Raw genomic sequence first — 23,332 nt, 5'->3', positions numbered from 1 at the left:
TTAATTCTGCGAGGTACAGTCAACAAAGCTGCCCTCTCTTGTCATTCGAAGTGACATTTTGTGTCAGCTGCAGAGCGGATCGGCGAGTTGCATGCAATTTTGGAAATGGCGAGGAGAACTAACGGGGGAAAATAATGCGGGGAACCACAAGATGCCGCGACGCCCCGTCCGAGGGGGCGTCGCTCTATTCCATTCAGGATTGGCGAAACATGGTCTTGATGCCGCGAATCGCCTGGCGGATCCGTGCTTCGTTTTCGATCAAGGCGAACCGCACGTACTCGTCGCCGTATTCACCGAAGCCTATCCCCGGCGAGACGCAAACCTTGGCTTTTTCCAGCAATTGCTTGGAAAATTCCAGCGATCCCAGATGGCGGTACGCTTCCGGGATGTGGGCCCAGATATACATCGATGCCTTTGGAATATCCACCATCCAGCCGGCTTCGTGCAAGCCTTTCACCAACACATCGCGCCGGCCCTGGTATTTTTTGCAGATATCCTCGACGCATTGCTGATCGCCCTCCAATGCTGCAATGGCAGCCACCTGCACCGGCGTGAAACTGCCATAGTCGTGGTAGCTCTTGATACGCGCCAGCGCCGCCACCAACTCCTTGTTGCCGACCATGAACCCGATGCGCCAGCCGGCCATGTTATAGCTTTTGGACAGGGTGAAAAACTCCACCGCCACATCGCGCGCGCCGGGTACTTGCATGATCGACGGCGCCCGCCAGCCGTCGAATACGATATCGGCGTAGGCCAGGTCGTGTACTACCAGGATGTTGTGCTCCTTCGCCAGCTTGACTACCCGCTCGAAAAATTCCAGCTCGACGCATTGTGCAGTCGGGTTGGACGGGAAGCCCAGCACCATCATTTTCGGTTTCGGATAACTTTCCCGTATCGCCCGCTCCAGCTCGGCGAAGAAATCCACCCCCGGACTCATCCGCACCGAACGGATATCGGCGCCGGCAATCACCGCGCCATAGATGTGAATCGGATAGCTGGGATTCGGCACCAGCACCGTGTCGCCGCGATCCAGCGTCGCCAGCATCAGATGCGCCAGGCCTTCCTTGGAACCGATGGTGACAATCGCTTCGGTATCCGGATTGAATTCAACGTCGTAGCGCTTCTTGTACCAATGGGTAATCGCCCGCCGCAGCCGGGGAATACCCTTGGAGGCTGAATAGCCGTGGGTGTCGGGACGCTGCGATACTTCGATCAGCTTTTCGACAATGTGCGGCGGCGTGGCGCCGTCGGGATTACCCATCGACATATCGACAATATCTTCGCCACGGCGGCGCGCCGCCATCTTCAGTTCGGCGGTGATATTGAAAACGTAGGGTGGAAGGCGATCGATGCGCGAAAATCTGCGCGGAGCTGGGGATTCAGACATGTTTTTCTTTCACGTTAGCGCCCGGAACCGTCCGAGCGACGTTGGAACGGTTTTGCCATTTGCATGGTATGTTCCAAGACTGATTCTAGTGAACATCGGGCGAGTGTGCAATGGCCGCCGAGCCATCCGCTGGACGTCATCGCGATACTTGCTTATGATCCTTGTTCCCACCCGACTCCCACAAGGAAACGATTCCATGACAACCAGCCAACCCGCTGCGCAGCAAACCGACATCCCGCAATTATTGGGCCTGTACCCGCCGCTGGAACCCTATAAATCCGGCTTGCTGGACGTGGGCGACGGTCATCAGGTGTATTGGGAATTGTGCGGCAATCCGGACGGCAAGCCAGCGGTGTTCCTGCATGGCGGCCCGGGCGGCGGTTGCAATGCCGATCATCGGCGGCTGTTCAATCCGGAAAAATATTGCATCATGCTGTTCGATCAGCGCGGTTGCGGGCGCTCGACGCCGCACGCTAACCTGGAAGCCAACACTACCTGGCACCTGGTGGCTGATATCGAGCGGCTGCGCGAAATGGCCGGCGTCGAAAAATGGCTGGTGTTCGGCGGCTCCTGGGGCAGTACCCTGGCCCTGGCTTACGCAGAAAAACATCCGCAGCATGTCAGCGAGCTGGTGCTGCGCGGGATCTTTACCGGGACGCACGAAGAAATTCAGTGGTATTACCAGGACGGCGCCTCGCGCCAGTTTCCAGATATGTGGGAAGATTTCCTGGCGCCGATTCCACCGGCGGAGCGCGACGACCTGGTTGCCGCCTACAGCCGGCGCCTGACCGGCACCGACGAAGTCGCCAAGCTGGCGGCGGCAAAGGCTTGGAGCGTGTGGGAAGGCAGTACAGTCAAACTGATACCCGATCCGGCATTGGCGCAAGCGCACGACGAGCCGGAATTTGCGATCGCCTTTGCCCGCATCGAAAATCACTATTTCACCCACGGCTGCTTCTTTGAAGACGGCCAGTTGCTGCGCGATGTACAACAGCTGCGGAGTATACCCGGCGTCATCGTGCAAGGCCGCTACGACGTTTGCTGCACGCCGAAAACAGCATGGGCGTTGCATAAGGCCTGGCCGGAAGCGGAACTGCACATCGTTGCTGATGCCGGGCACGCGTATAGCGAACCGGGGATCTTGCATCAACTGATCCGCGCCACGGACAAGTTCGCCGGATAGCGAAATCCGGCCGGGGGGCGACCTGCCCCCGGTATGACTGCGGGCCGACTACGGTTTGTTCAGGAGGATCGGTATGCCACGCTTGCCTCGTTTTCTCCGCGTGTCGTTGGTGGTGCTGCCTGCCTTGTTCCCGGCTTACGGCGAAACCCTGAAAAACTGGTTCAACGACCCTTTCATCCAGGTGCGTAGCGCCGTGCCGGATTGTCCGGTACCGCTAGGGCCGTTGCTCAGCGAGCAGGAGATGCGCAAAGAGACGCACTGGCGCAGTGAACGCGGCACCAGTTGCTGGCTTGCCGGCCAGTGCGACAAGCCAAACTCTTATCTTTACGATGCACCCATTTCCCGCTCGGTACAGGCGCATTTCGCTGCCGAGCCTGGTTTCGCCCGCAATAGCAGCCTGTGGCTGACGTTTCAACGGCGCTTTGTATGGGTCGAGGGTTGCAGCACGGATCAGTCTGTCGATGCGGCGGCGCTGGAGGCTTTTGTCCGTGCCGAGCCAGACGTCGAACGGGTGATCGTCAACCTGCGCACGCCGCGCGACAACAAGTCACCCTATCCGTTGGCGCCGTGAATTTCCTAATTGTTGCGTGCGGCGCCGGATTTGGCTGAGTAGCCGTCATCGAGGGTTTTAAGGAAAGCGATGAGGTCGCCGATTTCCTCGTCATTCAGAGCGGGCGCAGAGCCTGCCTTGCGGTTCAACGGGGCATCCAAGGTATCGATATTGCTGCGGTAACGTGCAGGCAGATCGTCATACTTCACTATCTTGCCGTTTACCTTAGGATACCACTTACCTGGATCGGTATCGCGCTCCACATAAAAATGCATCATGTCGTCAAGCGTATGGACGCGGCCGTTATGAAAAAACACTTCGCGCGTCGCCACATTGCGCAAGGTAGGTGATTTGAACATGCCGCAGTACTCCGCTTCCTGCGCCATGTCCTTGCGGGCGGGGCCGCACATACCGAGATCGACATACTTCGCATTGCGATTCGCTGCGATCTCCGGATTGCGCGGCACCCCCAGCGCCTGGAAGCCGAAATCGGTGAACTGGGCCGGCCGCCCTCCCGGCCCGGGGGTATCGACGTGACACTTGGCGCAATTGCCTTTGTTGGGATTATTGAATAAACCGTAACCGCGCAATTCGGCCGGTGTGAAGTCGGCATTGCCAGCCATTGCCGCATCGAATTTGCTGGTGTACGGATGGAAGCTCGGGTCTTCGGTCTGGAATGCTTCCAGCGCCAGCGTCGCTTTTTCCAGCGCTGCCGTTGGATGATCGAAAATGTCGGCGCCATAGACGCGCCGGAAATCCTCGACATAGCTGGTGTTTTGCAGTTTGGCGACCACAGCGGCCGGATTCGGGTTGGCCATTTCATTGATGTTGAGCAGCGGAATCAATGCTTGCTCATGCAGCGAATCGACCGCGCCATCGCGCGTGAAGCCACCGGTAGGGCCTTCGTCCTCGGTCTCGTCCGGACCTGGCACATAGTAGTGGCGCGTGAATTTCGGGGTGAAGCCCAGATAGCGCAACGACGGCACGGCACGCGTGCCTTGCCGCTGCATGTCGGCGCCGCCAAGTTGCACCGCCAGGCCGTTAGGCGGTCCGTAAGCATGATCAGGACTGTGGCAGGTGGCGCAAGACATTTTTCCCGAAGTCGACAATGACTGGTCGAAGAATATTTGCTTGCCCAAACTCGCCGCCGCGCTCAGGGCAGCCGGCGGCTCGGGGTAACGCACCCACATCTTCAAGGACGGCGTCGTCTCGGCCGGAGCTGTACCGGCCGACGGCGCCACAGCATGTGCAGACGCATCCCGCGCCGGCGTCTCCGCGTCGTGACAGCCGCCCAGCAGCACGGCAGCCAGCAGCCCTGCACCGGCAAGCCAACGATGATTGCTATCCAAATCTCTCAATCCATTTTAATAAATTAATCAGAGTAGAATTAATTGGGGTCAGAGTCGAATTAATTGCGTAATTAATTCGACTCTGACCCCAATTGATGGAGCTTAGAAATTGAACATGGCCATCAGGTCACCGATTGCGGTGGTGTTTACCGGACGGTATTGATCGGCCGCGACGCTGACTGGATTGGGCAGGTTATCGCGACTACGTGGTGAAAGCGGTGGCAGGCGCCAGTTGCGTTCGATGAATTTCAATACCGAGGAGTGATCGTAGTAGGTGTGATCGATGAAGCCGGTGCGGGCGTAAGGTGATACCAGCAGGAACGGAATGCGCGGACCGTCGCCGAAGAAGTCGACGTTCTGGATGTAGCCGGTATCGAAATGACCGCCGCCTTCATCGGTGGTGACGAGGATCGCGGTATGGGCCCACAACGTCGGGTTGGCTTTGACCTTGGCGATCAGGTCTTGCAGAAACGCTTCGTAGCGAGCGGGAGCGGAATAGCCGGGATGGCCGCTGTCGAGGTTCTTCGGCACCACGAACGATACTGACGGCAACGTGCCTTTGGCGACGTCGTTATAGAATGTCGTGAGGCCGGCCAGGCTGGATTTCAGGTTGCTGTTCATGACGTTGCTGGATGCCACCAGCGGGTCGCCGATGGCGTTGTATTGAGCAGCTTGCGCAATCGCTACAGGAAATCCCAAGGCGGCGGCATCGGCGGTCACATCCGCTATCTCGCGGCCGCCGGTGTACCACTTCCAGCCAACGTTCTTCTTCGCCAGTCCTTCTGCGATGGTCGGTACGGTTTGCGGCGGGTAGTTGTAATTGTTGGGGCCGATAGGCTGCACGGTGCCGTTCATGCTGTAGCCTGGATTGTAATTGTTGACCAGGTAGTATTTGCCGGCGTCGCAATTGCTCTTGACCTTTTTGCCGTTCAGGAAATTCAGGATGGCGCCGACGCCAGGCTGGCCCGCATCGGAACAGTTGACGTAGGAACCGCCTTGGTAGCCGTCTTGCGCATAGAAATTCGCGGTTTGCGCCAATGGATTCGGATTCTCGATCTGATTCGCCGGTGGGGCGCCAGCGGTGCCGCCGGTATTGAAGTACGGCAGGTCGCCGGTAGCGATGGTGAAGAAGTTAGCGCCGGTACCGCCCATGATGCCTTGATGGTAGTTGTCGCTCAGGGCATATTGCTGCGCCAGCGATTTGAAGAAAGGGGCATCGCCGCTGGCCATGTTAAGGAAACCCATCAGCTCGCCGCCTTGTCCTGGATTGCCTGGAGTGATGCCCTTGGTGTCGCCACCCTGGCCGACGCTGGCCGCGACCCAGGTGAACAGATCCAGCTTGGAATTGTCGCCGCCGGTTTGCTGCCACATCTGGAAGAAACGATGCACCGGATCGCCGGTCTGGGCGGTGCTGGCGGTGCCGTAAGGGACATATTTGGTGAGCTGGAACGGCCCGCTCGGCAGATTCCCCGGGAAGCGGGTATCCGGTACGCCGCCCGGATCCTGGAAGGTCGGCGGCGTGAGTTCGCCAATCGCAGTCGGCTGCGGCAATGTGGCGTAAGCGCTGGCGCGGGTAGGGTTAAGCGTATAAGCGGTCTGGGTTGCGCCCTGGTTTTGCAGCCCCAGGTTGAAGTTCGGGCCGGGGCTGCCGTCGACGTTGATAATCCCTTGTGATAACAGATTCTTCACGGTTTGACCCTGAGGCGGTTGATAAGCCCCGAATACCGCATCGAAGGTTTGGTTTTCACCGACGATTACGATGACGTTCTGGATCGGCGTGATGGTCGGCCCGTTGTTCAGCGCCACCACGGACTGGATCGCGGTGGCTGGCAATGCACTGCCGACGTTGCCGGTGGCAGGAATCGTCAGGACCGCCCGATTGGCATCGACGCCGACGGCGATCTGGCCGGTATGTACGGTGAAGTGCGCCAGATCGAACAGATTGTCGAGCGGGTCGCTGGCGGTGGCCTGGTACGCGGTGCTGCCTATCGGGTCGCCGGTTTCAGCGGCAGGGACGTTAAGCGCAGTAAACAAGGGTTGCAGTGGCAGGGCGACGTCGCTGACCGCCTGCGATATGCTGGCGGTGCTGATGTTGGCGGCACCGATTTGCGCCGCAGTCGGGCTGCCGTTCGGGATCAGGCCGAGTACGCGCTGGGTGATCAGCGAGGTCAGCGGGTTGAGATTGGCTCGCACGGTATTGCCTGCGCTGGCCTGCGTCGAACTCGGATTGATGACTGAAGACAGCGTCGCGGCACTGCCGTCGGCATCGTTGAATGGCGCCGTCAAAATGAAGGGTGCCGTACCTTTGAGCGCCAGCGTGAAATTGCCGTTGGCATCGGTGAGTGCTGTCTGGATATTCTGGCCGCTGCTGTCAGTGATGGTGACAGTCACGCCAGCCAGTGCTTTACCGCTCGCCGCAACGCCGCTTACCGTGGCGCCGCCGGCGCTGGACGAACTACTGCCACCGCCGCTGCAGCCGCTCAGATAGGCCAGCGTTGCGCATGCCAGCGCCAGGGAACGAAGTTTCATGGAATTATCCTGTGATTGGGATGATGGTTAGTCGGCTAAAAGTGCATGGGCGCCAGGTGCGACCGGTATGCGTTCAAACAGCGTTCTATTGTCATTTGGAAATATGACTTCCTGATGTCAGAAATTTCTGGTTCTCTAAAAACAACAAACCGTTTAGTAGAGTCGGCCGTCCATTGCGTCGGACGAATTAGTGTGTTGCGTTCGGAAAAAAGTAAGTCATGAAAATGCCGGCGACATGCTATAGCGCATAGGCTCTGTGGCTTATGTGTAGAATAAATGCCGCCGTACCAGTAGCTCGAAGATAGATCCACTTAAGCGTGGATCAGTTGCCAAGAGGCTGGGATAATGCAGCACTTCAACCAAATTCAAACTACGGGGAGAACACATGCAGAACCATGCCAAAACGAAGTTGCTGGCCGCCGCCATTGCCTTGACCTCATCTGCAACCTTATTTGCGACCTTAAGCGCCACCGCGCAGGCCCAGGAACAAATCGTAAAGATTGCGCACGTCGGCCCGATCACCGGCCCGGTCGCGCATGTCGGCAAGGATAATGAAAACGGCGCGCGCATGGCGATCGACGACCTGAACGCCAAGCATCTTGTCATCGGCGGCAAGAAGATCCAGTTCGTTTTGCAGGCTGAAGACGACGGCAGCGATCCGAAGCAAGCTACCAGCGTCGCCCAGAAACTGGTTGACGCCAAAGTGGCGGCGGTCATCGGGCATTTGCAATCCGGCACCTCGATCCCTGCTTCGAAAATCTATTTCGACGCCGGCATCCCGCAAATTTCACCTTCTGCAACCAGCGCCAAATATACCGAACAAGGTTTTAACACGACTTTCCGTGTAGTCGCCAACGACTCCCAGCTCGGTGCCGCGATGGGCCGTTATGCGGCAAAAACCTTGCATGCAAAACGGATCGCGGTGATTGACGACCGTACCGCCTACGGCCAGGGACTAGCCAACGAGTTCCTCAAAGACGCCAAAGCCAACGGCGTGGAAATTGTATCCACGCAGTATACGAACGACAGAGCTACCGATTTCAGCGCCATCCTTACCGCTGTCAAGGCCAGGCAGCCAGACTTGATTTTCTTCGGCGGTATTGATGCGAGCGCTGGCACCATGTTGCGCCAGATGCGGCAACTTGGCATCACCGCCAACTTCATGGGTGGCGATGCGATCTGCACCGGAGCCCTGCCGCGCCTGGCCGGCGAAGGTTTGATCGATGACAAGGTCTATTGCGCGATCGCAGGCGGAGTCGAAAATCCTGCGCCGCTTGATGCTTTCAAGGCAGCTTATAAGAAAAAATACAATGCCGACATCGTCCAGTATGCGCCGTACACCTACGACGCCGTGATGATCATCGCCAAGGCCATGCAACAGGCCGATTCGGTCGATCCAAAGAAATATCTGCCGGCACTCGGCAAGATCCAGTACACCGGTGTGACGGGTAAGATCGCCTTTGACGACAAAGGTGATATCAAGAACGGCACGCTGTCGATCTATACCTTCAGGAACGGCCAGCAAACCTTGCTGACGCTGACCAAATAAGAAAGATATCAGTCTATGATAGACCTCGGCATACTGATCTACATTGATGACAATCCAACCATGTACGAAGAGTTCGATTGGATTTACAAAAGCTGGATTTATTCAGGTAACTGGCGCACTTCGGACTTGGTTGCAGTTTGCCATCCGAATGCGGTCGACAAACTCCCCTCGAATGATCCCGGCGTCGTCAAAATGGTGGCCGAGCCAATGGCTGTGCCCGGCAGCCGCTGGGACGGATATAAGTTCATCAATTCAATCGGCTGCTTGTCCGGCCCGCATACCGATGCCCTGGCCGGCAAATACACTTGGCTGTTGCGAACCGATGCCGATGTTTTCCTGACCTCCAACCTGGTCAATTTCCGGCCATCGATGGTAGTGCAAGGACGAGGCAACTATGCCCATCCGGAAGCTTGTGAAGTATGGACGAAAATGGCGGAGTTTTGTGCCGCCAACGGTGTCCGGCACGGCGGCGTCTTCGGCTGCGGCAGTTCGCTCATGGGAAAATCCGAGCTGGTGCTGGATCTGCTTCGACGCCAGCTATTCTGGAGCGAGAAACTGCTGGATCACTTCAAAGAGTACGGCCCGGGAACCTGGCCGGGCTGGTTTTCCGGCGTGATCACGATGTATGCGGCCGAAATTGCCGCCAACGAAAATTACGATACCTATCTGCGCTATGCATATCACCGCATCCTGGATATGGAAAGCATGCTGCCCTATCCGATAGATAACCTGGTGATGCACATCCACGCAGTACCTACCGACGAACATTTTTCAAAGAGCCGGTATCGGCAAGGCGCGTATCAGGGTACGGACCTGAGGACCCTTGACCGCACCAAGATCAATCACTACGCACACTGGATAGCGGCAACGCCGCTGGAGCAGATCAAGCGCGAAGTCGGTTATCCGTTTTAAGGCTGCTTGATTAAATTCACCGATCTTTCCGATGACTCAATTCCAACTGCCGCATCTTCACTTCACATCTCTCGCTACTCACGTGATGTCGGACATTGTGGAAACTTATCGGATTGCCGCTGAAAATCTAGGGTATCCGACCAGTTATGCGCACGCCTGTGTGCAGCCTGGTGTCATCAATATTATTTTCTTCGTCCGGGATTTGCAGTGGGAGGAACTCGCGTTGCTTCACCCAGATTGTATCGTCGTAAATTTTGAGGTGATGCAACCTGGATTTAGCGCATGGCAAGACAATTATCTCTATACGCTAAAACAATGTTATCTCTGGGACTATAGCAGGAGTAATTTACAGAGTGAGAAAGTACTTGGCCTGAAAATTGCGGACTATGTCCCTTTCTCCTACGAAGCGGGGGCCGGGCCTGTCATCCCGTTCACTGAGGTTTTACCGGATGCGCAGCAGGATATTGATGTGGTCTTCTTCGGCGCTATCACTCAGCGGCGGAGAGATATACTCGATGCTCTGGTCAAACGCGGGCTTCGGGTAAGCTTTACCGATAAGGGCTCATGGTCGGCAGAACAGCGCGACAATTATCTGCGTCGTGCCAAAGTGGCGCTTAATATCAGCTCTTACGATAACTCGCGAACTGTAGAATCGCCCCGACTTTCCGTTTTCTTCCGCTATCACAAGGCCATTGTTTGCGAACTCTACCCCGATAGTGAAATCGATCCGGATCTACGTCCGGCAGTTGTAGGAGCCCCATATGACCAGCTGGTTGATACTGTGCTGGCGTTGCTTGCCGATGCGCCGCGCCGCGCATCGATTGAGCGGGTTGGCCTGGCAATATTTTCCCGGCGCAGCCAGTCAGAAAGCGTCGGTCCGGCACTTGAGCACTTCCGTGCCTGGCGCACACAGCAGCCCGACCGTACCGCAGCATCAGCGCAAGCCGCATCAAAAAAACTGGTCAGTGTATGCATTGTTATTGAAGATTCTTTTGACGGGCTTGGTGAAACATTGGCCGCAATTGCAATCCAGAGCGAGCATGCGGTCGAATTGATCGTTGTGATGCCTGAATCCTTTACCGATGCGGAGGCGATCATTTCTGGTGCAGGGCTGAGTAAATTTCGTATTGTTGCCCTGCCCATTTCATATACCAAGCCAGTTGCGCGCAACATCGCTCTTGAGCTTTGCAACGGCGATTACATCGTATTTTGCAATCCCGGCGACGTCGACCTGCCTGGCAGATTACTGCGGCAGACCACTCTTCTAGAGGCGAATTCCAATATTGACATAGCAGGGTCTTGGATCCAAAACGAATTGGACCCGGAGCCTGTGCGCCTGGGCGAACTGCATCACCAGTTTTTGGCTGATCTACTTGGAACGCGACCATTGCCCTTGTCAGCCTTCATGTTTCGGCGCAACTTCATTGCGCGCGCCGGCGTTCGCTATGATCCTGAATTCACATTCGGAGACAGCTTGCAATTTTTGTGTCGATGCGCCACTGCCGGCGCTCGCTTCGCCGTGGTTCCCGAAGTGCTGCATAACCTTGGTCGCGACAAGATCGGCGTAGGACACAAGCCTGAGCAAGTCGCAGCACAGTCGATGAGGTCGCGCGCGCTCCTGCTATCCAGCTTATTTGCAAAATGCACCTATGAAAATGTGCAAACCATGACAGAGCTCTACGCACATATGTGGCCTTCTGAGGTAAATTTTGCTGCTGATCTTCTTGAAACACTGGCCCGCGTATGTGCGAGTGGCGATAAGCCAGGGTTGGGTTCGGAACACCAGACGTTGGTACGTGCGCTACGCCACGAAGCACTTCGATTGCTGCACGTGTTTTTCAATGCCGGACTAATTAACCAATCCTGGATAGACCAGCAGTTTCTGAATTGCACGACTGCAGATTTTCTTGCTCCGGCAGCTGCTGAACTTCCCCTGCGGCCAAGTTCAGGTAGATAAGACAGAAAAATGACTGAGCGTCATTAAGAATGACAAAATAACTTCTGCTGCATCCGTTTAGATCAACATGCTTTGACGCTTCAGGTCAGCCGCCGCCCCGTTCCCTTGCCTGCCAGGTAATCGTTATTCCTTTCCGGAAATAGCGATTCTGCTATCATGAAAGTACTTTTTGGCAACTTGCCAAAATTTCATCTGCATGCTCCCTGTCTCAAGCGCTCTGCCAGCGACACTAATTTGGTGAGCAATCTGTATTCCTCATCATGAAAGGATGTCCTTTATGGAATGGCTGCACGACATATTCAAGAGATCCCCCGAGATCGCACTGTTTTTATCGTTGGCAGTCGGTTATGCCATCGGCAAGATCAAGTTCGGCAAGTTCCAGCTGGGCGGCGTTGCCGGTTCCCTGCTGGTGGCGGTGCTGGTCAGCCAGGTCGGGGTACACATCGATCCGGGTGTCAAGGCGGTGTTGTTTGCCTTGTTCATTTATGCGGTCGGTTATGAGAGCGGTCCGCAATTCTTCAATTCGCTGGGTAAGCAGTCGATTCGGGAAATCATCCTGGCGGCGATACTGGCATTGACCGGGCTGGCGACGGTAGTGGTGATGGCCAGGCTGTTCGGCCTCGACAAGGGTTTGGCGGCAGGTGTCGCCGCCGGCGGCCTGACGCAGTCGGCGATCATCGGTACTGCCGGCGACGCCATTACCAAGCTGGGGCTGGATGCCGCCGAAGTAGCGCGCCTGCAGGGCAATGTCGCGGTGGGATATGCGGTGACTTATGTGTTCGGCTCTTTCGGCGCGATCATCGTCTGCGTGAATATCCTGCCGAAGCTGATGGGGCGCAGTATCCGTGAAGATGCGATCAAGGCCGAGACCGCGATGCAATCCGGGGTCAAGGTATTGGGGCCGGAGCAGCATGCGGCGCTGCCGGAACTGGTGGGGCGGCTATATGAGGTCACGCAAGGCAAGATCTCGGTCGACGAGGTGGAAAACCTGGATCCCGCCACCGCAATTACCATCGAAAGAGTCAAGCGCGCCGGCCAGGTGATCGAGGTGAGCCCGCAGCTGGTGCTGCAGCCGCACGATATCGTGCTGGTGGTCGGCCGCCGCGAAGCCGTGGTCAGCACTTCGGGTTTCCTGGGCAAGGAAGTGTACGCGGTCGAAGGCATGGAACTGACCATGCAGCATCGGGAAGTGGTGCTGACCAACAAGGAATTCCATAATAAAAGCGTGGCGGAAATCCGCACCCAGACTGCGGGCGCGGTACGCCATGGCATTTTCGTGGTGCAGATCAGCCGCATGGGACAGCCGCTGGCGATCCTGCCTGAAACCGTCGTGCAAGTGGGTGACGTGGTGTCAATCTACGGCGCCGAACAAGACGTAAAACGGGTCGCCGATATCGTCGGTTATGTGATCGTGCCGAGCGCCAAGACTGACTTTGTTTATCTGGGGGCGGGTTTGGTAGTCGGCTTGCTGGTGGGCCTGCTGGTGGCTAAGGTCGGCTCGATTCCGCTGACATTGGGCAGCGGCGGCGGCGCCCTGCTTTCCGGCCTGCTGTTTGGCTGGTTTCGTTCCAAACACCAATCCTTCGGCGCCATGCCTGTCGCTGCGGTGCAGATACTGAAAGACCTTGGCCTGGCTGGTTTCGTGGTGGCGGTCGGCCTGTCTTCCGGTTTGCAGGCAGTACAGACTGTCAGGCAGCAGGGTTTCACCATCTTTGGCGTCGGCGTGGTGGTGACCATCGTGCCGATGATCCTGACCATGCTGATCGGACGTTACATACTGCGTTACGACAATACGGCTGTGTTCGCCGGCGCTCTCAGCGGCTCGCGCAGCGCCAATCCGGCATTCGGCGAGGTGCTCGACAAGGCCGAGAATGCGATTCCCACCGTGCCTTTCGCCATCACCTATGCATTGGCCAATGTCTTCCTGACTTTGCTTGGGCCGCTGATCGTGGCCCTGGTTTGATGCTTGATGCTATTTGCAAACAATAAATCCCGAATAGATCGTCCCGTGTCCGCTACAGCGGACTGAATACATTTGAAAAAGGAGTTTCCAAAATGGATTTCAGTAACCCAGACAAACTAGCCCTGTTAAGCCCGTTTGAATTGAAGGATGCATTGATCCAGGTAGCGGCGAAAAGCGATCGCTCGATGCTCAATGCCGGTCGTGGTAATCCGAATTTCCTGGCAACCACGCCGCGCCACGGCTTTTTCCAATTCGGCCTGTTTGCCATGAGCGAAGCCGAGCGTTCCTATGTCTACATGGACGGCGTCGGCGGTTTTCCGAAACGCGATGGCATCGAGGCGCGTTTCGATATTTTCATCAAGGCCCATGCCGGCATCGACGGCGTTCGTTTCATTGAAGCCGCGGTGTCCTATGTACGCGACCAGCTGGGTCTGTCGGCCGGCGATTTCCTCTATGAGATGTGCGTAGCCATCCTCGGCTGCAACTATCCGGTGCCGGACCGCATGCTGAGCCTGAGTGAGAAGATCGTCGGCCAATACATTCGCCAGGAGATGATCGGCGAACATCCGTTCATCGGCAATTTCGACATGTACGCGGTAGAAGGCGGCACCGCCGCCATGACATACATCTTCAATAGCCTGCGCGAAAACCATATTATCGAAGCGGGCGACACCATCGCTCTCGGCATGCCGATCTTCACGCCGTATATCGAAATCCCGCACCTCAACGACTACCAGCTGGTCGAGCTGCTGATCGATGCGCCATCCGAAAACAACTGGCAGTTCACCAAGAAAGAACTGGATAAACTGCTCGACCCCAAGGTCAAGGCATTTTTCCTGGTCAATCCCAGCAACCCGCCTTCGGTCCGGATCAATGACGAGACGCTAGCCTATATTGCCGAGATCGTCAGGAAGCGCCCCGACCTGATCATTCTCACCGACGATGTGTACGGTACTTTCGCCGACAATTTCATATCGTTGTTTGCGATCTGTCCCTACAACACTATCCTGGTGTATTCCTTCTCCAAGTATTTCGGCGCCACCGGCTGGCGCATGGGGGTGGTTGCAACCCATGAAAAAAATATCCTGGACGACAAGATCGCGAAGCTGCCAGAGGCGCGGCGCAAGGAACTGGACCAGCGCTACAACTCGATCACCACCGAACCGCGCGCACTGAAATTCATAGACCGGCTGGTGGCCGACAGCCGCACCGTGGCGCTCAACCACACCGCCGGCTTGTCGACCCCGGTGCAGGCGCAGATGACGTTGTTCTCCTTGTATTCGCTGCTGGATGAACCGCAGAGTTACAAGAAATCGATGAAGCGCATTGTCCTGCGTCGCAAGGAAGCCTTATACCAGGCGTTAGCCTTGCCGTTGCCGGTCGATCCCGATTCGGTCCACTACTACCATCTGCTCGATCTGGAAACGCTGGCCACGGCGATGTACAGCGCCGATTTTGCCAAGTGGATGGTGAAGCGGCTGAAGCCGAACGAAGCGCTGTTCCGGCTGGCGGAGGAAACCGGCGTGATCTTGCTGCCAGGCCGTGGCTTCGGCACGGCACATGCATCGGCGCGGGTGTCGCTGGCCAACCTGAACGAATACGACTATGCCAATATCGGCAAATCGATCCGCAAACTGGCGTTGGAATTCCATACGCAGTTCGAGAAAGCTGCGGGTGGAAAACCGAAGGTAACGAAGACCGGAAAGAAAGCCAAAAAATAGTTGAATGGTTTTTTACGGCCTACGCGACAAGCGGCCCGAACTAACCGGGGTCAGAGTGAACTTTCGGCATGCTTTACCGCCGAAACTTCACTCTGACCCCGCTTAGTGGATTACGGAGTAGATGTAGTAAAACGCAAAGAAACAAACCTGCGGTAAGTGAACTACCTTTCTCTGACCCCAGATCACTATGTCGCAGATTCGCAACTGAATTTAGGGATGATATCCGTCGTTCAGGGTTTTCAGGAAAGCGATGACATCCTTGATTTCACCATCCGTCAGCGCCGGCCGGTCGCCGGGTTTGCGATCGAAAGGCGCCTCGACATTGACGTTGCCGCGATATTCCTTGGGCAGGTCGTCATATTTGCGCACCGTGCCATCCTTATCGCGCGGATACCATTTCTGCGGCTGGGTATCGCGCTGCACATAGAATTTCATCACCTGCTCCAGGCTGGTGAATGCGCCGTTATGGAAAAACACCTGGCGCGTGGCGACGTTGCGCAAGGACGGTGTCTTGAACATGCCGCAATACTCTGTCTTGTCCTTGAGATCGGTACGATCCGGGCCGCACAAGCCCATATCGAAATATTTTGGATCGGCGTTGGCGGGGATGTGCGGGTTGCGCGGCACGCCGATGGCGATCAGGCCGTAATCGGTAAATTGCGGAAATGCGCCGCTAGCCGTGATTTCGCTGATATGGCATGAAGCGCAATTACCTTTGGCCGGATCGTTAAACAGGTGCAAGCCGTTCAGTTCCTGTTTGCTGAGCTGAGTTTGCTGGCGCAGGAATGCATCGTACTTGCTGTTGTACGGATAAAACTCGGCTGGGCTTTCCTGGAATACTTCGAGCGCCATCAGCGCCCATTTGAAGGCCTGTTCCTGATTGTCGAAGATACCCTCGCCAAAGGTTGCGCGGAACTGCGCTGCATAACTGGCTTTTTTCAGTTTTGCCACAACCTCGGCCGCATCTGCGTTACCCATCTCGTGCGTCGACAACAGCGGAATCCGCGCCTGATCGTGGGCGGACGGCGCACGGCCGTCCCAGTTGTGGCCGCCGGTAGGGCCGGCGTCGATGCTGTCGTCGCCGTCGTCATCGAAGAAATGCTCGGTGAAAGCCGGCACATTCTGTATGTAACGCAATGAAGGCACCGCACGCGTGCCCAGCGTTTTCATTTCCTTGCCGCCGAGTTGCACTGCCAGGTTATTCGGCGGTCCGAACGCATGCTCGGGGCTATGGCAGGTAGCGCAAGACATCTTGCCCGAGGCCGACAGCGACGGATCGGAAAACATGGTGCGGCCCAGCGCAGTCATGGCAGCTACTGTGGGCTGTTTTTTCAGCGTTGGTGCATAGGTCGCGCCGAGGTAGGCCGGGGTTGCCGGGATCGTGGATTTGGCGGACGCCGCCACTTCGGCTTCTGCCCGCTGCTGGCCGCAGCCGTTCAGGAGAAGCGCGGTAAGCGCGGTTATAGCGCCGAGGAGTGCAAAGACAGCAGGTTTCATAGAAATGGCGGAGTCCCGGGTGACGAGCGAGGTGCTGCGTCGAATGGGAGGCAAGACTAGCAGCGTTCTATGACAGAACGATGACGTAGTCTCTTGCAAAAAATAAATGATGACGAATGGCAAATTTCATACAGCTGAAATATTCAAGGCATACGATTGCGCTTTTTATCGCCCAGGGAGGGCTTATGAAGCGGACCATGAAATGGCTACCGGTAACGGTAGCAACGGTAACGTTGTCGGCAGGCTTGAGTGCTTGCGGCGGCGGCGGTGGCGGCTCGGTCGGTGATGGCGGCGCGGTGACGAGCGGCCAGGTGACCGGCAGTTATTATGAAAACGCCCAGGTGTGTTTCGAAGACAAGATCAAGAAAGCCACATGCGATGTCGCCTCGCCGGTGGTCAAGACTGCGGCCGACGGTTCGTATTCACTTAAAGGCCAGGGCGCGGTGGTGGCGACTATCGACACCAGCGTTACGCGCCATGAAGTACTGGGCGACAAAGGCAGCTCCGTAACGCAAAAACTGGTGTTCCGCGCACCTGCCGGGCGCAGCGCATTTGTCAGCGCGATCTCGACTGAGCTGGCCGCGGCGATGGACGCCAACGGTGGCGATTTCGCCGACGCGAGCAAGAAGCTGGCCGCCAAGATCGGTACCGCTGAAGCCAACCTGCTGGCAGATATCAACAAGCTCGGCGCCGATGACCTGGCCAAGCTGAAGGCTGAAGCGGCGGAAGTCAACGACGCCATTGCAGATGCTGTGGGCAAAGGCGACAGCGACGATTTCGGCCGGGCCTTGAACAGTGCGTTGGCGAGGAAAAAAATCCAGAACGTGGTGGTAATCTTTGCTGAAAACCGCGGCTTCGACAATCTGTATGGCCTGTTCCCCGGCGCTAACGGGATCCCCGGCGTCAATCCGACTTCTGCTTCCAGCTACATTCCGCAAAAAGACTTCGATGGCAGCACCCTGCCCGTCTTGCCACCAACCTGGGGCGGCATGACCCTGGCCGGCCAGAGCACGGTCATCACCCAGGCGCAATCGGCGAATCTGCCGAACAAGCCGTTCCAGATCGATGATGTCAACAGCCCGATCTATATGTCGTCGGCAGTGATTACCCGCGATCTGGTGCACCGTTTCTACAATAACCAGATGCAGATCAACGGCGGCAAGAATGATAAATTCACCGCTTACTCCGACGCCGGCGGCCTCAGCATGGGTTATTACGACGGTAGCAAGATGAAGCTGTGGAACATCGCCAAGCAATACACGCTGGCCGATAATTTTTTCATGGGCACCTTCGGCGGTTCGTTCCTCACGCATCAATACCTGATCTGCGCCTGCGCTCCGACTTATCCGAACGCCGATGCCGCTACTTCACCTGCGAAGAACAATATCTCGGCCGTCAATGTGGACGCCAGCGGCAATCTGATCGGCCTGACTCCAGGCACCGGCATGCCGACTTCGGTATTGAACGGCGCAGCGGTGTACCTCAAGGACAGCACCATCACGCCGAAAGATTCCTCCGGCATGTTCTATGCGGTCAACACCATGCAGCCGCCGTATCAGCCTAGCGGTAATAACGCTGCCACCGTGGCCGCGTATGCCGATCCAGGCAAGGCCACTACCCTGCCAACCCAGACCCAGACCACCATCGGCGATCAGCTGACAATCAAGGGTATCGACTGGGCCTGGTATGCCGGCGCCTGGAATGCTGCAATTGCTGATGCACCGAACGCCACCCGTAGCGTCATCTATGGCGGCAAGGTTCAGTTCCAGCCGCATCACCAGCCGTTTAACTACTATAGCCGCTTCGATCCGGCCACTGCGACAGGCGCTACCGAACGTGCCAGCCATCTGAAGGATTTCGACGCCTCGTTCTTGCAGGATGCTGCAGCCGGCAAGTTGCCTGCAGTGGCGTTCTACAAACCGCAGGGTAACCTGAACCAGCATGCCGGTTATGCCAACGTCGCCGACGGCGATGCCCATATCGCCGATGTGATCACCAAGCTGCAAGCCAGCCCGCAATGGAAACACATGCTGATCGTCGTGACATACGATGAGAACGGCGGCTTCTGGGATCACGTCGCGCCACCGAAAGGTGATCGCTGGGGTCCGGGCACACGCTTGCCGACTATCCTGGTCTCGCCGTATGCGAAGAAAGGTTTCGTCGATCACACTCAGTACGATACCGCTTCCATCCTGCGTTTCATCACCAATCGCTATGCGTTGCCTGTACTGCCAGGCATCACCGCGCGCGACAAAGCACTGGTGGCGAACGGCGGCAAGCCGATGGGTGATTTGACCGGGGCATTGACGCCGGTACCTCAAGAGTAATTCGAGTAATCTGCCCGCAACAAAGAAAGCCGGCTGCCTTGGAAAAGGCAGCCGGCTTTTTACATGGTTTTTAGATGTTTACCAAGACCCCATCGGTGCGAGCGCCGGCGACATTTCCGCCTCGCTCCAGCGCAACGGCAAGGACGCTTCAACCCGTATCGCCTGCTCCACATGAAAGCGCAGCAAACGCTCGGCGCCTTTGAAGGCCGCTACTTCAGCGCCATCCCAGATCAGCTCGGCAGTGACCGCCAGATATAAAAGGTCGCCGCTGATGAAATCGATAAACAGCAGGCCGGCGCGCGGATGCTCGACCAGGTTACCGAGCGTGTTGAAGAAAAAATTGCCGACGAAATCGGGCACAGTCAATGTCCTGGCGTCATCGATGCGAACAAAGCCGGGTTTGCCGCCGCGGTGTGAAACGTCAACGCCTTGTTGACGATCGGCGATCCCCGAGACAGTCGTTGATTCGCCCGCAGATGCACCCAAATACGCCGTAGCAATGAAGAAGGTATCTGCGGCAGCGATCAGCGCTTGCATCGCAGCGTCGAGTTGCCGCGCGCGATGCACCGCCGGTGCTGCTGCGTTGGCGTTCTCGATAAAGCCGGGCCGGCGTGCCTGGATATATTTCGGACAGTTGCCGAAGCTTTGATCTACTATCACCGTCCATCCCGCCGCGCTCAATTTCTCGACCCTGCCGTTCATGCGATTGCGGCGGCGCGTATGTGGTTCGATCCCCAGCAAGCCGAGCGTGGCATTGTCGACCAGGTTCAGCTGCAGCGGATCGGCCGGCAAAACCTGCGCATGAATCGCCAGATGTTCCGGATCCGGCGATGTCACGAAACCCGGCGCGCCGATCACTATCGACGCCCACGGCTGCTGTTGCCGATCGATACTGCCGACAATCAGGAATGGCAGCTGCTGAAAGAATTCGCGATGCTGGTCCGGCATGAAACTGCGGATTACCTGGCTGCGAGCCGCCATTTTTTCCAGCACGCCGGCACGCTGCTGCACTGCGCGTTCGCCGCTGTGGAAGACGGTATCTTCGACTGCTGCCATTTCAGAGTGAGACATGGTTCACCTCCTTGGACATATCTTTGTACGGTCTCAGGCTGCCAGCGGCGGCCGGGTAGCCTGCATGGCGACAAAGCGCGGCAACGCTTCAATCCGGTCTAGCCATGCGCGGATATTAGGATAACCGTCCAGCGCCACGCCGCCTTCCGGAGCATGCGCTATATAGCTGTAAGCTGCGACATCGGCAATGGTCACCTGCGGGCCGGCGAGGAACGCATTGCTGGTCAGGTGCTGTTCCAGGATCGTGAGCAACTGCCTGGCGGTGGCGCAGGCCGCATCATGATCCAGCGGCACGCCGAACAGGGTGATCAGGCGGGCGCTGGCCGGGCCCCTGTAGATTTCGCCGGATGCAAGCGAGAGAAAGCGTTGCACGGTAGCCGCTCCCAAGGGATCGCGCGGCAGCCAGCCGGCGTCGCCATATTTGCTTGCCAGGTAGACCAGGATTGCAGTCGAATCGGCGAGTGTCACTTCGCCATCCTCAATCACCGGCACCTGTCCGAACGGGTTTTTGGCCATGAATCCAGGTTTTTTATGTTCACCCGCGCGCAGGTCGATATCGATCATTTCAAACGGCAAATCCAGTAAAGAGAGGAGCAACTGAACCCTGTGGGAGTGGCCGGACAATGCGGCGCGGTAAAGGCGAATCGGCTGAGCTGGGCGGGCGACGGACATGGTGGATCTCCTGGTTGGCGTGAACCTATGGCTTGAATAAGATGCACCGCAAACGATGCATGAGGAAATTGACTATTTCTGTACCGAACAATCGGTACAATACAAAAGCAAAGTTACCCTGTCAAGTAAAACCAGGAAACTCAGAACAATTACTCGGCTGCCTGAGAGCCCAGCAGGATGGCCGGGAAGTTTTCTATCATCCGCAAGAATGGGCCGTTGCTATCCAGAGCGCGCGACACGATCAGCGATCCCTGGATCGCCACCACGGCATTCTCCGCCCTCACAGCAGCCTCTATCTTATCGATGCCAGCCTCTTCAGCTACCGCCGCCAGCAAGGCCATCAGCGCCCGCATGCGGCCGCCCAGGTGTTGCTGGAACAGAGAACCGGCCTCGCCGATAGTGAACACATCCATCAGGCATGGCGCCATGCCGTTAGCGTAATACTCCGTCAACTTGCCGGCGAAACGCTGCAAACGGATGGCAGAGGTCTCGTGGCTGTTCAGTGTCGATAGCACATGATGTGTAAACCAGGTCCCGACCGCGCCCATCGCGGCGCTCGCCATATCTTCCTTGCCGTTTGGGAAATAATGATAGAGACTGGAACGGCCCAGGCCGGTGGCTTTCGACAAGCGCGACAGGCTACTGCCCTCGTAGCCATAACGGCGAAAGGCGGCCAGGATGCGTTCGACGACTTCGTCTCTGGTAAGGGTGGCTGCGGGCATGATTTTGTTCCGGATGGTTGTACCGAATGTTCGTTGTTATCAATGTAGTAGCCGAATAGTAAAACAGCAAGGACCGGGCGCGCAAATTCACCGATTCGTATCTCGCAGCCGACGTTCATGCAATAATAGTTGCCTAGCTAATTATATTTGCATAAAATAAAACCATGTTCGATCACTGCCTTTACTTCAACACCACCGCACTGGCGCGTATTGTGGAGCGCGAGTGGAATGCCGCGTACCAGCCGTTTGACCTGACGGCGCCGCAGGGCTTCGTTTTGCGCGCAGTGCTAAGGCAACCCGGCCTGCTCAACAGCGAACTGGCGGCCATCTTCGGTATCGCGCGGCCAACTGCTACGCGCCTGCTGGATGCACTGGATACTAAAAAACTGATCGAACGCCGGCCCTCTGCTGCGGACGGCCGTGAATGGAATATCTTCCCGACGGCGGCGGCGCTGAAACTGGATGGACCGATCAACGCCGTCAGTGCCGAACTGGACCGGCGCTTGCGCGGGCAGATCGGTGGCGACCACTTCGATGAATCGATCAGCGCCCTGCGCGATGTCAGGGAAAGCATCGGCTAACTGCGATGCAATAAATCGGCAAGGCGGGCGCGGAACTGAGTGCCTGGCTTGCTTTAATTTTACCAATTTAGTTGTTTAGCTAACTTCTTTGTGCAAGGAATCCCTATGTCAGCAACTTCACAGGATTTGCAGAAAACCACAGGACACCGCGCGGTACTGATCGTGTTTGCCGTTGCAGCCGTGGCGCTTGGAATCGGTGTGTACATCTACGCCGCACAAAGCCCGCCCGCAAACCAGGATGCATGTGTCGCGGCGCATGCGGCGGACTACGGTATCGCGACACAGCAATTGACGCGCGACGTCAGCTATCAATCCGAACTGGTGGCGGCGCTCTCATCTTGCTACGGCATGGCACCTTAGTGAAATTTTTCCGATCGCAGCAGAGTAGCAGCGACTTATGGCGACCTCCAAAAATCCGTCATTCCCGCGAATGATAAGGTGCGTCGCTCAAAACGTGCGGTGAGCGACAGCAAGAGCGCTGCACAGAGTGCAAAAGACAGGGAAAAGACGCCGGTCAGTTGTCCTGCGACGCTGACAGAAACCTACAGATCCCGGGGCAATCAGCGGCAAAAAGTCAGTTGGGTAGTCAGCGACAACCGCAGCTTAGCCGAGGCATCAGGCATCGGGTTTGATGATACCCATCATGACCGCTCTGCTAATGGCATGGCGGGTGCTGTAGACACCCAGTTTCATCGCCACATTCTTCATGTGGAAATACACCGTACGCTGGGATATGCCCAGGATCAGCCCGATTTCGGAGCTGGTTTTGCCGTCTGCACTCCAGCGCAGGCACTCGAGTTCGCGCGTTGAAAGCACCGGTCCCTGATCCGGCGCCGCCTTGCGCCACAAGAATTCAGCCGCTTCCTGCAAATACACGCCGAGCAGCAAGGCATCCGCCTGGACGCTGGTCGACGGCGCTTCCTGGCGCACCGTATTGCTATAGAAGTCGAGGCGGCTTATCGCATGTTTGCTGTGAACTGCCAGGCTCATGCCCTGTGTCACACCCATGGTCTTCAACAAAGGGTAGATCTGGCCGGTATGCAGCAAGCACAATTGTTCGACCTGCCAGTGCAGCGGCAAGGAGGAGCGCGCAAGATGCTGCCGGACCGGATCCGTGGTGTCCTCGGCCGGCAGGTTGAACTGCTGCAACACGGCATCGGGCAAACTGCTGAACAGTTGCATCTGTGAAGCGCCGTTGGCACTCGCGATTTCCGTCTGCAACATGAAGTCGCACATCCCGAGTTGCGCCAGCTGGCGCTGCACGCATGCGCGCAGCTGGTCCCAATCGGATGCCTGCACTATTTGCAGCAGCTCGGGAGCGGATATTCGGGGAGCGGTTTCGCTTCGCAACATGGATTGTTT

17 protein-coding genes and 2 pseudogenes are annotated in these 23,332 nt (G+C 57.0%); 11 read left to right on the top strand and 8 right to left on the bottom strand.

The window, feature by feature from the left end; genetic code table 11:
• Window positions 1-193: 193 nt before the first annotated feature.
• The gene (alaC, locus tag BM205_RS04100; protein ID WP_092412862.1) at window positions 194-1,387 is read right to left on the bottom strand and encodes an alanine transaminase; all 1,194 of its coding nucleotides are present in this window, start codon (window positions 1,385-1,387) and stop codon (window positions 194-196) included.
• A gap of 196 nt (window positions 1,388-1,583) precedes the next feature.
• Between alaC and pip the strand changes: the two genes are divergently transcribed.
• The 3 genes and pseudogenes from pip to BM205_RS24740 form a co-directional block, all read left to right on the top strand.
• Window positions 1,584-2,570: a prolyl aminopeptidase gene (gene pip, locus BM205_RS04095; protein ID WP_092412860.1), complete on the top strand. Its 987-nt coding sequence runs from the start codon at window positions 1,584-1,586 to the stop codon at window positions 2,568-2,570.
• Between the two features lie 73 nt (window positions 2,571-2,643).
• Window positions 2,644-3,141, top strand: coding sequence for a hypothetical protein (locus BM205_RS04090; RefSeq protein WP_092412858.1), 498 nt, complete (start codon window positions 2,644-2,646; stop codon window positions 3,139-3,141).
• A 373-nt stretch (window positions 3,142-3,514) separates the two neighbouring features.
• Window positions 3,515-3,616, top strand: a pseudogene (locus tag BM205_RS24740) (hypothetical protein); the annotation flags it as partial.
• A 124-nt stretch (window positions 3,617-3,740) separates the two neighbouring features.
• Here BM205_RS24740 and BM205_RS24735 read toward each other — a convergent pair.
• Both BM205_RS24735 and BM205_RS04080 read right to left on the bottom strand, forming a co-directional pair.
• Window positions 3,741-4,310, bottom strand: a pseudogene (locus BM205_RS24735) (cytochrome-c peroxidase); the annotation flags it as partial.
• 261 nt (window positions 4,311-4,571) lie between these two features.
• Entirely contained in the window at window positions 4,572-6,998 is a 2,427-nt protein-coding gene (locus BM205_RS04080; protein ID WP_092412856.1) for an alkaline phosphatase family protein, read from the bottom strand.
• Between the two features lie 385 nt (window positions 6,999-7,383).
• Here BM205_RS04080 and BM205_RS04075 point away from each other — a divergent pair, with 385 nt between their 5' ends.
• The 5 genes from BM205_RS04075 (at window position 7,384) to BM205_RS04055 (ending at window position 15,100) form a co-directional block, all read left to right on the top strand.
• On the top strand, window positions 7,384-8,547 hold the full coding sequence (locus BM205_RS04075; RefSeq protein WP_092412854.1) for a branched-chain amino acid ABC transporter substrate-binding protein: 1,164 nt from the start codon (window positions 7,384-7,386) through the stop codon (window positions 8,545-8,547).
• Window positions 8,548-8,562: 15 nt separating this feature from the next.
• Complete coding sequence (locus BM205_RS04070) at window positions 8,563-9,459, top strand: DUF7164 domain-containing protein (protein WP_092412852.1); 897 nt, start codon at window positions 8,563-8,565, stop codon at window positions 9,457-9,459.
• 31 nt (window positions 9,460-9,490) lie between these two features.
• The gene (locus BM205_RS04065; protein ID WP_092412850.1) at window positions 9,491-11,416 is read left to right on the top strand and encodes a glycosyltransferase family 2 protein; all 1,926 of its coding nucleotides are present in this window, start codon (window positions 9,491-9,493) and stop codon (window positions 11,414-11,416) included.
• A 277-nt stretch (window positions 11,417-11,693) separates the two neighbouring features.
• Complete coding sequence (aspT, locus tag BM205_RS04060) at window positions 11,694-13,379, top strand: aspartate-alanine antiporter (protein WP_092412848.1); 1,686 nt, start codon at window positions 11,694-11,696, stop codon at window positions 13,377-13,379.
• Between the two features lie 92 nt (window positions 13,380-13,471).
• Window positions 13,472-15,100 carry a bifunctional aspartate transaminase/aspartate 4-decarboxylase gene (locus tag BM205_RS04055; protein ID WP_092412846.1) on the top strand — a complete coding sequence of 543 codons (1,629 nt, stop codon included), beginning with the start codon at window positions 13,472-13,474 and terminating at the stop codon, window positions 15,098-15,100.
• Window positions 15,101-15,310: 210 nt separating this feature from the next.
• Here the strand turns inward: BM205_RS04055 and BM205_RS04050 are convergent, their stop codons facing one another.
• A complete protein-coding gene (locus BM205_RS04050) occupies window positions 15,311-16,597 on the bottom strand; it encodes a cytochrome-c peroxidase (RefSeq protein WP_092412844.1) in 1,287 nt (428 codons plus the stop codon).
• Between the two features lie 185 nt (window positions 16,598-16,782).
• Here BM205_RS04050 and acpA point away from each other — a divergent pair, with 185 nt between their 5' ends.
• Window positions 16,783-18,924 carry an acid phosphatase gene (gene acpA / locus BM205_RS04045; RefSeq protein WP_092412842.1) on the top strand — a complete coding sequence of 714 codons (2,142 nt, stop codon included), beginning with the start codon at window positions 16,783-16,785 and terminating at the stop codon, window positions 18,922-18,924.
• 78 nt (window positions 18,925-19,002) lie between these two features.
• On the opposite strand, the gene BM205_RS04040 is transcribed toward acpA, so the two are convergent.
• The 3 genes from BM205_RS04040 to BM205_RS04030 form a co-directional block, all read right to left on the bottom strand.
• A complete protein-coding gene (locus tag BM205_RS04040) occupies window positions 19,003-19,995 on the bottom strand; it encodes a pyridoxamine 5'-phosphate oxidase family protein (RefSeq protein WP_092412840.1) in 993 nt (330 codons plus the stop codon).
• A 33-nt stretch (window positions 19,996-20,028) separates the two neighbouring features.
• Window positions 20,029-20,667, bottom strand: a complete 639-nt coding sequence (locus BM205_RS04035; protein WP_092412838.1) for a glutathione S-transferase family protein — start codon at window positions 20,665-20,667, stop codon at window positions 20,029-20,031.
• Between the two features lie 149 nt (window positions 20,668-20,816).
• Window positions 20,817-21,389, bottom strand: coding sequence for a TetR/AcrR family transcriptional regulator (locus tag BM205_RS04030; RefSeq protein WP_092412836.1), 573 nt, complete (start codon window positions 21,387-21,389; stop codon window positions 20,817-20,819).
• Window positions 21,390-21,553: 164 nt separating this feature from the next.
• Here BM205_RS04030 and BM205_RS04025 point away from each other — a divergent pair, with 164 nt between their 5' ends.
• Together BM205_RS04025 and BM205_RS04020 are read left to right on the top strand one after the other, a co-directional pair.
• Window positions 21,554-21,970 (top strand): MarR family winged helix-turn-helix transcriptional regulator, encoded by a 417-nt coding sequence (locus tag BM205_RS04025; RefSeq protein ID WP_092412834.1) that lies wholly within the window; start codon window positions 21,554-21,556, stop codon window positions 21,968-21,970.
• A gap of 105 nt (window positions 21,971-22,075) precedes the next feature.
• A complete protein-coding gene (locus BM205_RS04020) occupies window positions 22,076-22,330 on the top strand; it encodes a hypothetical protein (protein WP_092412832.1) in 255 nt (84 codons plus the stop codon).
• A gap of 255 nt (window positions 22,331-22,585) precedes the next feature.
• On the opposite strand, the gene BM205_RS04015 is transcribed toward BM205_RS04020, so the two are convergent.
• The gene (locus BM205_RS04015) at window positions 22,586-23,323 is read right to left on the bottom strand and encodes a LuxR family transcriptional regulator (RefSeq protein WP_092412830.1); all 738 of its coding nucleotides are present in this window, start codon (window positions 23,321-23,323) and stop codon (window positions 22,586-22,588) included.
• Window positions 23,324-23,332 lie beyond the last annotated feature (9 nt).

The sequence above is a fragment of the Collimonas sp. OK307 genome (assembly GCF_900113705.1).
Classification (GTDB): Bacteria; Pseudomonadota; Gammaproteobacteria; order Burkholderiales; family Burkholderiaceae_D; genus Collimonas.
The sequence above is the reverse complement of the archived record's forward strand: the minus strand, read 5'-3'. Positions and strand labels throughout refer to the sequence as shown.